General features: G+C 72.1%; 7 protein-coding genes and 1 pseudogene. 5 read left to right on the forward strand and 3 right to left on the reverse strand.

Features of this window, described 5'->3' with window-relative positions:
• Nucleotides 1–362: 362 nt before the first annotated feature.
• A complete protein-coding gene (locus AB0D66_RS33480) occupies nucleotides 363–1841 on the forward strand; it encodes an FAD-binding oxidoreductase (protein WP_362310947.1) in 1479 nt (492 codons plus the stop codon).
• On the opposite strand, the gene AB0D66_RS33485 is transcribed toward AB0D66_RS33480, so the two are convergent.
• Nucleotides 1810–3816 (reverse strand): bifunctional glycosyltransferase 87/phosphatase PAP2 family protein, encoded by a 2007-nt coding sequence (locus tag AB0D66_RS33485; RefSeq protein ID WP_362310952.1) that lies wholly within the window; start codon nucleotides 3814–3816, stop codon nucleotides 1810–1812. The two genes, AB0D66_RS33480 and AB0D66_RS33485, sit on opposite strands and share 32 nt — an antisense overlap.
• Before the next feature lie 167 nt (nucleotides 3817–3983).
• On the opposite strand from AB0D66_RS33485, the gene AB0D66_RS33490 reads away from it, so the two are divergent.
• On the forward strand, nucleotides 3984–4340 hold the full coding sequence (locus AB0D66_RS33490; RefSeq protein ID WP_069923807.1) for an antibiotic biosynthesis monooxygenase: 357 nt from the start codon (nucleotides 3984–3986) through the stop codon (nucleotides 4338–4340).
• A gap of 128 nt (nucleotides 4341–4468) precedes the next feature.
• On the opposite strand, the gene AB0D66_RS33495 is transcribed toward AB0D66_RS33490, so the two are convergent.
• Nucleotides 4469–4864, reverse strand: a complete 396-nt coding sequence (locus AB0D66_RS33495) for a nuclear transport factor 2 family protein (protein WP_362310948.1) — start codon at nucleotides 4862–4864, stop codon at nucleotides 4469–4471.
• 288 nt (nucleotides 4865–5152) lie between these two features.
• Here AB0D66_RS33495 and AB0D66_RS33500 point away from each other — a divergent pair.
• Nucleotides 5153–5580: pseudogene (locus AB0D66_RS33500) on the forward strand (GNAT family N-acetyltransferase).
• A gap of 47 nt (nucleotides 5581–5627) precedes the next feature.
• Here AB0D66_RS33500 and AB0D66_RS33505 read toward each other — a convergent pair.
• A complete protein-coding gene (locus AB0D66_RS33505; protein WP_362310949.1) occupies nucleotides 5628–7700 on the reverse strand; it encodes an MFS transporter in 2073 nt (690 codons plus the stop codon).
• A 216-nt stretch (nucleotides 7701–7916) separates the two neighbouring features.
• Here AB0D66_RS33505 and AB0D66_RS33510 point away from each other — a divergent pair, with 216 nt between their 5' ends.
• Both AB0D66_RS33510 and AB0D66_RS33515 read left to right on the forward strand, forming a co-directional pair.
• Nucleotides 7917–9080, forward strand: coding sequence for a peptidoglycan-binding domain-containing protein (locus AB0D66_RS33510; protein ID WP_362310950.1), 1164 nt, complete (start codon nucleotides 7917–7919; stop codon nucleotides 9078–9080).
• Nucleotides 9081–9524: 444 nt separating this feature from the next.
• Nucleotides 9525–10223, forward strand: coding sequence for an HAD-IA family hydrolase (locus tag AB0D66_RS33515; RefSeq protein WP_362310951.1), 699 nt, complete (start codon nucleotides 9525–9527; stop codon nucleotides 10221–10223).
• Nucleotides 10224–10366 lie beyond the last annotated feature (143 nt).

Below are 10366 nucleotides of genomic sequence, written 5' to 3' on the forward strand. Positions count from 1 at the left end.
CCCGATCCTTGAGCCGCACCCACCCCTCCCACCCCAGCCGACCCCTCCCAACCCCGCCCGGCACCTTCCAGCCCCGCCGGCGCTTGCGGCGCGGGGCCCGGGGCGGAGCCCCGATCCTTGAGCCGCGCCGGGCACTCCCAGCCCAGCCGAGTACATCCAGCCCCGCCGGAGGGCAACCCGCACCCGTTCGAGTGGCGCCCCCGCCCGAACCGGGCGATCCTGGCAGACAGCGGCGATCCAGCCGAAGGGACGCCGGGGCCACGTACGCCCCGGCGCCCCTTCGGCCCCGTAGACCCCCACGGCCCCGTAAACCCCCTCGGCCTGCGCAGGCCGAAGCCACGCCCCGGTGCCAGACTGAAGGCATGGCTACGCTCAGTCAGTCCTTCCGGGGTCGGCTGGTGCAGCCCGGAGACCCCACCTACGACGAGGACCGCCAGGTCTGGAACGGCTCCGTCGACCGCTCCCCCGCCCTCATCGCCCACTGCACGGGCGTCGCGGACGTCATCGAGGCCGTACGGTTCGCCGCGGGGCCCGCCGCCGGGCTGCCGGTCGCCGTACGCAGCGGCGGCCACAGCTTCCCCGGCCAGTCCGTGTGCGACGGCGGGATCGTCGTCGACCTCTCGCCCCTGCGCGGCATCCGCGTGGACCCGGAGGCTCGGACGGTCCGCGCCCAGGCCGGGGTGCTGCTCGGCGAACTCGACCACGAGACCCAGGCGTTCGGAATGGCCGTACCGGCCGGGATCGTCACGCACACCGGCCTGGCCGGGCTCACCCTCGGCGGCGGGATCGGCTGGCTGATGCGCAAGTACGGGCTCACCGTCGACCAGTTGCTCTCGGTGGACGTGGTCACCGCCGACGGGTCCTTCGTGAAGGCGAACGAGGACGAGAACCCGGACCTCTTCTGGGGGGTGCGCGGCGGGGGCGGGAACTTCGGGATCGTCACCGAGTTCACCTTCCGGCTCAACCCGCTCGGGCCGATCGTACTGGCCGGCCCCGTCATCTGGCCGATGGCCGAATCCGCGCGGCTGCTGCGCTTCTACCGCGAGTGGATCACCACCGTCCCGGACGAGCTGACGACGGCCGTCGTCCACCGCAGGGCGCCGGCGGCCCCGTACATCCCCGCCCCTCTGCACGGCGAGCCGGTCGTGATGGTGGTCTGCTGCTACGCGGGCCCGGTCGAGGAGGGGCAGGAGGTGCTGCGGCCGCTGCGCGAGGACGCGGGGACCGCGCCCGTACTCGACCTGTGCGCGCCCAAGCCGTTCACCGAGCACCAGGCGATGTTCGACCCGTCCTTCCCGCACGGCCGCTGGTACTACTTCAAGTCGTGTGACGTCGACCGGCTCACCGACGAGATCATCGACCGGACCGCCGAGCACGCGGCCCGGATCGTCTCCCCGTTCACCGCGTTCCCGATCTTCCAGCTCGGCGGGGCCATCGCGCGCGTCGGGGAGGACGAGACGGCCTTCGGCGGGCGCGGCGCCGGGCACACCTTCAACATCAACGGGACGACGGAGGGCCCGGAGGGCTTCGACCAGGAGCGGACGTGGGCGCGCGGCCTGTGGTCGGCGCTCGCCCCCCACCAGACCGGGGTCTACCCGAACTTCCTGATGGAGGAGGGCGAGGAGCGGATCGAGCAGGCCTACGGGGCGCGGAAGTACCGGCGCCTGCGCGAGCTGAAGCGCCGCTACGACCCCGGGAACCTCTTCCGCCTCAACCAGAACATCCCGCCCGCCGCACCCTCCGCCGCCTCGGCCACCGCGCCGGCCGAGGCGCTGTCCGAGGCACCGCCCGGCGCCCCGGCCGTGACGGCTACGAGGAACGGACCCCCGCCGGAGTCCTGAGCCTCTGCCCGGTCTCCTGGTCCTGGTCCTGGTCGTGTTCCCCGCCGCTCGCCGTACGCTGCGCGGGCAGCGTCGCCCGCAGCCGCCGCGGCCCGGAGAGCACGTACACGAGCCCGAATCCGGCGCCCACGACCACCGCGCCGCCCACCGCGTCGAGGACCCAGTGGTTGGCGGTGGCGACGATCGCGCACACCGTGATCAGCGGGTGGAGCGCACCGAGCAGCTTCTGCCAGCCCTTGGGTGCCAGTACGACGATCACGATGCCGCACCACAGCGACCAGCCGAAGTGCAGCGAGGGCATCGCCGCGTACTGGTTGGAGATCGCGGTCATCGCCCCGTACGAGGGGTTGGCCAGGTCCTGCGGGCCGTGGACGGTGTCGACGAAGCCGAGGCCGGGCATCAGGCGGGGCGGCGCGAGCGGGTAGAGCCAGAAGCCTATGAGGGCCAGTACGGTCGCCAGCCCCAGGGAGGCGCGCGCCCAGCGGTAGTCGCCCGGGCGGCGCCAGTACAGGACGGCCAGGATCGTCAGCGGCACCACGAAGTGGAAGGAGGTGTAGTAGAAGTTGAAGAACGCCTCCAGCCAGGGCGTGTTGACGACGGCGTGGTTCACGGCGTGCTCGATGTCGAGGCCGATGGCCCGCTCGATCCCGAGGATCTGGCTTCCGTTGCCCTCGGCGAGGTCGCGGCTGGTGGGGGCGGCGGCCCTGATGTGCGAGTAGAGCGAGTAGCCGACCCGTATCAGCAGGAGTTCCAGCAGCAGGTTGGGGCGGGACAGCACGCGCCGCCAGAACGGCAGCAGCGGCACCCGCTGCCACCGGGCGGCCGCGGGCTTGCCGTAGGCCGTCGGGACGGGCTCGCGCCAGTACGGCGAGGAGCGCGGCAGGAACGGTACGGCGCAGGCGGCGGCCAGCGCGGCGAGCAGCAGCACGTTGTCGCGTACGGGGGCCAGCGCGGCCAGGTTCGGCAGCAGCACCGCAGCGGGCAGGGTCATGGTCAGGACGACGGCGACGGGCCACACGGGCCGGTCGGCGGCGCGCCGGCCCACCTTGCCGGCGACGGCGAGGAGCACCCACAGCAGCTGGTGGCGCCAGCCGGCCGGGGACACGGCGACGGCCACGCAGCCGGTGATGGCGACGGCGAGCAGCAGCTGCCCGTCGCGGGCGTAGCGGACGGCGCGGCGCAGCCCGAGGAAGGCGATGCCGGCCGCGAGGGCCGCGTAGAGCAGGATCTCGGCGGGCCCGGCCAGGCCCAGGCGCAGCAGGGCGCCGTGCACGGACTGGTTGGCGAGGCTGTCGGGGGCCCCGCCGAGGCCGGTGCCGGCCAGGTGGTGGATCCAGTACGTCCAGGAGTCGCGCGGCATGGCCGCCCAGGACAGCGCGGTGGCTCCGGCGAAGGTGGCGGCGGCGGCCCCGGCGGCGGGGCGGCGGCCGGTCAGCCACAGCAGCGGGGCGAAGAGCAGCAGCGCGGGCTGCAGGGCCGCGGCCAGGCCGATGAGGAAGCCGGCCTGGCGCCCGCCGGGGACGCGGAAGACGGCCAGGAGCACGAGCAGCACGGGCAGGACGGCGGTCTGGCTGGGCGAGGCGGCTTCGCGGACGGGCAGCGAGACCATCATGAGCGCGGTCAGCACGGGCGCGGCGAGCAGGGCGGTGCGGCGCGGCACGGGGTCGGGCAGGCCGCGCGCGGCGACGAGCCCGATGGCGGCGACGAACAGCAGCGTCAGGGAGATCCAGGCGAGCTCCAGCGACGGCGCGGCGAGGGCGACGAGCGGTTTGAGGACCAGCCCGGCGAACGGCGTGCCGGTGAACTGGCCGGTGTCGTAGAGCGAGCCGGGAAGGCTGCCGGGGAGGTGGAAGCCGCCCAGCCACTGGCCCGGTGGGACGCTCAGCACGACGGCGGCCTGTCTGACGGCGAGTGCGCCCGCCAGCGCCCACAGGAGGAGGCGTGCCGCCCCGAGCCTGCTGCCGCCATCGCCTATGACTCCGGCATGTCCGTGCCCACCACTGTGCTCTGCCGCGTTAGCCACGCCTCGCCGGCCTCCCGCCCTGTTGACCGCAACCCCGACTTTGCCTGGCTGCCGCGTTTCGTGCCCCGTTCCATTACCTGGACGACGATATCCCGCGCGGGATACCTAGGATGGCCCGCATGAGCATCGTGAAGATCAACGCACTGACCGTGCCGGCCGAGCAGCGGGAGGTTCTGGAGCAGCGATTCGCCTCGCGGGCGGGGACGGTGGAGAGCTCGGACGGGTTCGAGTGGTTCGAGCTGCTGCGGCCCGTGGAGGGCACCGACCAGTACCTCGTCTACACGCGGTGGCGGTCCGAGGAGGACTTCCAGGCGTGGATGGAGGGGCCCATGAAGGCCGCGCACCAGGGCGGTGGCGGGGCTGGTGGGGCCGGCGGGGCCGGTGGTGAGGGCGGCGAGCGTCCGAAGCCGGCGGCGTCGGGTTCGTCGGTGTGGTCGTTCGAGGTCGTGCAGCAGGCGGCGCCGAAGAAGGCGTGATGCGCTGAGGAGCGGCCGGGGGCGCGCGCCCCGGGCCGCTCCCGGCTGTGTTCGACGTGTTCGACGTGTTTGGCGTGTTTGGCGTGTTCGGCTGAGGTCGGCCGAGGTCGGCGGCTCGTGCGGAGCGCTCAGCTCCAGAAGGCGTCTTCCTCGTCGATGTCGGCCGTGCACTGGTCGATGTCGGTGATCTTGTGCCCGACGATGGTGAAGAAGAGGCCCTGCCGGATCTCGATGCCGCGGTCACCGCGGTCACCGCGCGCCGTGTGGAAGCTCATGACGTGGCCGCGCCCGTCGGCGAGGACCGATTCCAGGTGGACCTGGAAGGTGCCGTTGGTCTCCTCGCCGAGCCGGCGGTAGAAGTCCATGGCGTTCTCCCGCCCCTTGTGGTGCCCGGACAGCGGGTTGTTGCCGGGCACGTGGTGGATGACGTCGGCCGTCATCAACGTGCTCAGCGTCTCCATGTCCCCCTTGGAGAAGGCCTCGTAGCCGCGGCGGATCAGGGCACAGTCGGGATGCTCGGACATGGTGTGTCACACCCTCCAGAACGCATGATTTGCCCGTTTTTCCTATCATCAGCCCGTGCCTGTGGATATTGCACGCCGGAGATCGGCGGCGGACTCCACAATGACGCCATGAGCACTCACAGCGAACACCGCACACAGGCCGCCACCAGCTCCGGCGCGGGCCCCCGCACGGACACACCCACGGAGACGGGCACCCGCACGGACACACCCACGGAGACGGGCACCCGCGCCGACACCCGCACATGGACCGTCGCCCCCGAGCCGTTCACCACCCCCGACGCCACGGTCCTGCGCCGCGCGTACTACGCCGAGGTCGCGGGCCGCTACTGGAAACGGACCGTCACGGAGGCCGAGATCGACCAGGGACTCCTGGACTTCCCCGACGACGGCCTCCTCCCGCCCACGGGGCAGTTCGTCGTCGGCCGGCTCGACGGCGAGCCCCTGGCGTGCGGCGGCGTACGCCTCCTCGACCCCGCCACCGCCGAGCTCACCCGGGTGTACGTCGACCAGCGCGCCCGCGGCACGGGCGGCGGCGCGGCCCTGCTGGAGGTCCTGGAAGCGGAGCCCGCGCGCTCGGCGCCGAGCGGGTCCGGCTGGACACCAGGTCGGACCTCGTGGAGGCCCGCGCGTTGTATGCGCGGCACGGCTATGCGGAGATACCGGCGTACAACGCGGGCCCGTATGCGGAGCACTGGTTCGAGAAGCACCTGGTCTGACCAGGTCTGATCGGGACCCACCAGGTCAGACGGGCACCCGATCAGAGCTAGTGCGCGGCGTGGTCCCGGCGGGGCGAGGCATCGTAGGGCTCCTCGGCGTCGGACCCGCAGAGCTCCGCGTTGATCTCCTGGACCAGCTTCACCAGGTCGGTCGGGCGGTCCGGACCCCACCAGTCGCCGAGCAGCTCGGCGAGGGACTCCTCACGCGCGGCGGAGAGCCTGGCCGCCGCCTCGCGCCCCTTGTCGGTCAAGATCAGCGCGAGCCCGTCCCGTACGGCCAGGTGGCGCTCCTCGACCTGGCGGGCGGCCTCCGTGATGGCCTTCAACGGCACGATGGTGCGCTCGGCGAGCATGGCGGGCTCCGCCGACCCGTACTTCTTGATCCGCAGCAGCAGCCAGCTCGCGGCGGGCAGCAGGTCGTAGCCGGCCTTCTCGGTGATCTTCTCGTAGACGTGCCGGCGGCCCTCCTTGGTGCCGAGCACCGACAGCGCGCGGGCGACCTCGTCGCGGGAGGACCGCTCGACGGGGTTGGAGGCGAGGGTCTCGGTCACATCGGGCGCGGTGACCGAGCCGCGGAGCTTGTCCTCCTTGAGGAACCAGGCGACCACGAACGCGATCAGGACGATGGGCACGGCGTAGAGGAAGACGTCGGTGATGGAGGTGGCGTAGGCGTCGAGCACCCGGGGTTGCAGCTCGGCAGGGAGTGTGGCAATGGCCCGCGGGTCGGCCTCCAGCTGCGCACTGCCCACACCGGGCGGCAGCGCGGCGCCCGTGAGCGCGGTGGCCAGCTTGCCCTCGAGACGGTTGGTGAAGATCGTGCCGAAGATCGCGACGCCGAAGGAGGCGCCGATGGAACGGAAGAACGTCGCGCCGGAGGTCGCGACGCCGAGATCCGCGTAGCTGACGGAGTTCTGCACCACCAGCACGAGCACCTGCATGACCAGGCCGAGGCCCGCGCCGAAGACGAAGAAGTAGACGCTCATCTCCCAGGTGGAGCTGGTGCGGTGCAGCTGGTGCAGCAGGAGCAGGCCCACGGCCGTGACGGCGGTTCCGGCGATGGGGAAGACCTTCCACCGCCCGGTGCGGCTGACGATCTGGCCGGAGGCGGTGGAGGAGATCAGCATGCCGAGCACCATCGGCAGCATGTGGACACCGGACATCGTCGGCGAGACGCCCTGGACGACCTGGAGGAAGGTCGGCAGGTAGACCATCGCGCCGAACATGGCGAAGCCCACGACGAAGCTGATCACCGAGCAGAGGGTGAAGGTGCGGATGCAGAACAGCTTCAGCGGGAGGACCGGTTCCGCGGCCTTGCGCTCCACGAAGAGGAACACCGCGAGCAGCACCGCGCCGAGGACGGCGAGCCCGATGATCTGGGCCGAACCCCAGGCCCAGGTGGTGCCGCCGAGGGAGGCGACCAGGACGAGGCAGGTGGCGACGCAGGCGATGAGGAAGGTGCCGAGGTAGTCGATGGTGTGCTTCGAGGAGCGCACCGGGATGTGCAGCACGGCGGCGATGACGGCGAGAGCGACGAGACCGATGGGGATGTTGATGTAGAAGACCCAGCGCCAGGACAGGTGGTCGACGAACAGGCCGCCCAACAGCGGGCCCAGCACGCTGGTCGCCCCGAAGACACCACCGAACAGGCCCTGGTACTTGCCGCGTTCGCGCGGCGGGACGATGTCGCCGACGATCGCCATGGACAGCACGATCAGCCCGCCGCCGCCCAGGCCCTGCAGGGCGCGGAAGCCGATGAGCTGCGCCATGTCCTGGGCGATGCCGCACAGGGCGGACCCGATGAGGAAGAGGACGATGGCGTACTGGAACAGCTTCTTGCGTCCGTACTGGTCGCCGAGCTTGCCCCACAGGGGGGTGGCGGCGGTGGAGGCGAGCATGTAGGCGGTGACGACCCAGGACAGGTGCGCCATGCCGCCGAGGTCGCTGACGATGGTCGGCAGGGCGGTGGAGACGATGGTCTGGTCGAGGGCGGCGATCAGCAGGCCCAGGAGCAGGGCGCCGATGGAGACGAGAACCTCGCGGGAGGCGTGTTCGGCGGCAGGTCCGGAGTTCTGCGGGCCGGGACCGGGGCCCACGGCATCCGTGGTCACATCCTGAGCCATCGATTCCTCCTCAGGCCGGATCAACATCTCCATCCTGCGTGGTGTGTCCGGTTATGGCCTCTCGGCGGGGTGGGCGGAGGGTTGGGAGCAGCCCGGCGGGTCTGCATAATGCCTGGCAGTGTCCAGGGAGGGATTCCAGTGAACGGTGAGCACTGTCCAGATTGCGGCGCCCTCGGTGCCCGCTGCCGGTGCGTGCCGGGTGCGGGTTTCGACCCCTTGCGCATCCGCCCGTACGTCTCGCTGCCCGACCCGGGCGAACCGGACGAGGACGACCTGCCGCCTCCACCGCCGATACCGCGCATCGTGACGCTGGCGGGGCAGGTGGCGGGGCAGCCGCAGGCGTGGGCACAGGAGCAGGAGCGGGCGCGGGCAGAGGCGCGGGAGCAGGCTCAGGAGCAGGAGCAGGAGCAGGCGCGGGCACAGGGGCAGGGTCAGGCGCAGGAGCAGGAGCAGGCTCAGGCGCAGGTCCGGGCACAGGAGCAAGCCCGGGCACAGGAGCAGGCTCAGGCGCAGGGTGACACCCCGGCGTACGGGACGCCGGTGCTCCCTGCCCACCAGGCCTGGCCCGATGGGCAGGGTGGGCCTGGGCAGGGGCCTCGTCCGGGGCACGAACCGGGTCAGGCGCCGCAGCCGTGGCAGGAGCCGCGTTTGGGCCAAGGGCGGGGCGAGGGCCAGGCCCAGGCGTCTCAGCGGGCCAAGGAGGCGCATCCGGCCGAGACGGTGCAGCTCCGTGCCGTCCCGGAGGCCGCGACGGCCCCGAACACTTTCGGTGGCGGGGGGAGGGGAGGGGGAGGGGGCCCCGAGACGCGGACCGGCCCGGCTTCCCGCCGACTGCTCCCGCTCCTGATCGCCGCCGCCGCGGTGGTGGCCCTCGGGGGGACCGCCATGGCGCTGTGGGTGCTCCCGAGCTCCGCGAGCAACGACACCGCCCTCATGGACGCGAAGGCATCGGCGCCCGTGACGAGCCTGGCCTCCGCCAGTGCGTCCCTGAGCCCGGCCACCACCGGCTCGACCAGCCCCTCCCCCTCGGCCTCGGCCTCGCCGTCCCCCTCGCCGAGCACGTCCAAGTCGCCTTCGCCCTCGCCCAGCACGTCCCGCTCGTCGGCGCCCCCGTCCCCCAGCGCGTCACCGAGCACGAGCCGCGCCCCCAGCCCCACCCCGCCGGCGGCGGCACCGACCCTGCGGTACGGGGACTCGGGCGCGGAGGTGGAAAAGCTCCAGCGGCTGCTGGCGGCCAGGGGCCTGTACACGTCCAAGATCAACGGCAGGTTCGACTGGCGGGTGGAGAACGCCGTGTCCACCTTCCAGTACCAGAACGGCATCGACGACGAGGAGTGGGGCGTCTACGGCCCGATCACCCGCAAGGCGCTGGAGGGCTAGGCCTGCCGTCCCCGTCGGAGCTGGATCTAAGGATCTTGGTTCGGTGGGACTTGGTTCGCGAGCCTGGCCGGGCAGCGGGTAGGCGTCCGCAATCACGCCGACTTCCGGCCCCTCGCCGAAGGACGCGGGCTCCCGCCAAACGTGACCGCCGAGGTCCGGCGCCGGTGCGGGGACGAGCCCGGCCTGTTTCCCAGCGCCGTCCTGGATCGGGTGGGAGGAGCTGGCCGCCGTCGATTGGGACGAGCCCGCGCTCACCCTCGACGCGCGCGCCTGAGTACCGGCACACCCCCCGCAGCCACACAAGGGACAGGGGTCACACCCTCGGCGGTGGCGCGGAGCGCCGACGTTTTGTATCGTGGAGGAACAAAGTGGTTCCGTCCTCACTCCCTGACCGGTGGACGGAACCACTTGTTCTCTTTTTCCCGCCCCGTCTGGAGCCCGCCGATGCCGGCCAGCACCACCACTACCGCACCTGTCGTCCTCACCGCCAAGGCCCTGCTCCTGGACATGGACGGCACCATCGTCAATTCCGATGCGGTGGTCGAACGCTGCTGGCGCGATTGGGCGGTGGCACACGGCCTGGATCCGGAAGAGGCCCTCAAGGTGGTGCACGGCCGCCAGGGCTACGCGACCATGGCTGTGCTGCTGCCGGACCGCCCGATGGAGGTCAATCACGCGGAGAACGCGGTGATGCTGGCCCGCGAGACCGCCGACACCGACGGCGTGGTCCCCGTCCCGGGCGCCCCGGAGTTCATGGCGTCGCTCGCCGAACTGCCGCACGCCCTGGTCACCTCCGCCGACGCGGCCCTGGCCAAGGCCAGGATGACGGCCGCGGCCCTGCCGATGCCCGCGGTACGGGTCACTGCCGAATCCGTCCAGGCCAGCAAGCCCCACCCCGAGGGCTTCCTCAAGGGCGCTGCCGCACTGGGCATGGACCCGGCCGACTGCATCGTCTTCGAGGACTCGGCCGCGGGCATCGCCGCCGGCCAGGCCGCCGGCATGCGCGTGGTCGGCATCGGCCCCCGCGCGGCCGCCCACAACCCGACGGTCCACGCTCCGGACCTCACGTCCCTGCGGGTTACTGCGGCTGCGGACGGCTCGATCGAGGTCGAGGTCGAGGTCGAGGTCAACCCGGCGGCCTGACTTCGGCTGATGCTGATCAGGGAGGGTTGGGGGTTTCCCGTCAGTCCTTGTCCTTCCGTGCCGGGCCGCCCTGTCAAGGGCGCTCCTTCGTCGCGTCGCTTCGCGATGGCCTTCGGCCACCCTTGACAGGCCGTCCCGTCCCG

The organism is Streptomyces sp. NPDC048270 (assembly GCF_040652335.1).
Lineage (GTDB): Bacteria > Actinomycetota > Actinomycetes > Streptomycetales > Streptomycetaceae > Streptomyces.

Coding starts and splice junctions, on each gene's coding strand:
- AB0D66_RS33480 (WP_362310947.1), top strand. CDS start 363: ATGGCTACGCTCAGTCAGTCCTTCCGGGGTCGGCTGGTGCAGCCCGGA.
- AB0D66_RS33490 (WP_069923807.1), top strand. CDS start 3,984: ATGAGCATCGTGAAGATCAACGCACTGACCGTGCCGGCCGAGCAGCGG.
- AB0D66_RS33495 (WP_362310948.1), bottom strand. CDS start 4,864: ATGTCCGAGCATCCCGACTGTGCCCTGATCCGCCGCGGCTACGAGGCC.
- AB0D66_RS33505 (WP_362310949.1), bottom strand. CDS start 7,700: ATGGCTCAGGATGTGACCACGGATGCCGTGGGCCCCGGTCCCGGCCCG.
- AB0D66_RS33515 (WP_362310951.1), top strand. CDS start 9,525: ATGCCGGCCAGCACCACCACTACCGCACCTGTCGTCCTCACCGCCAAG.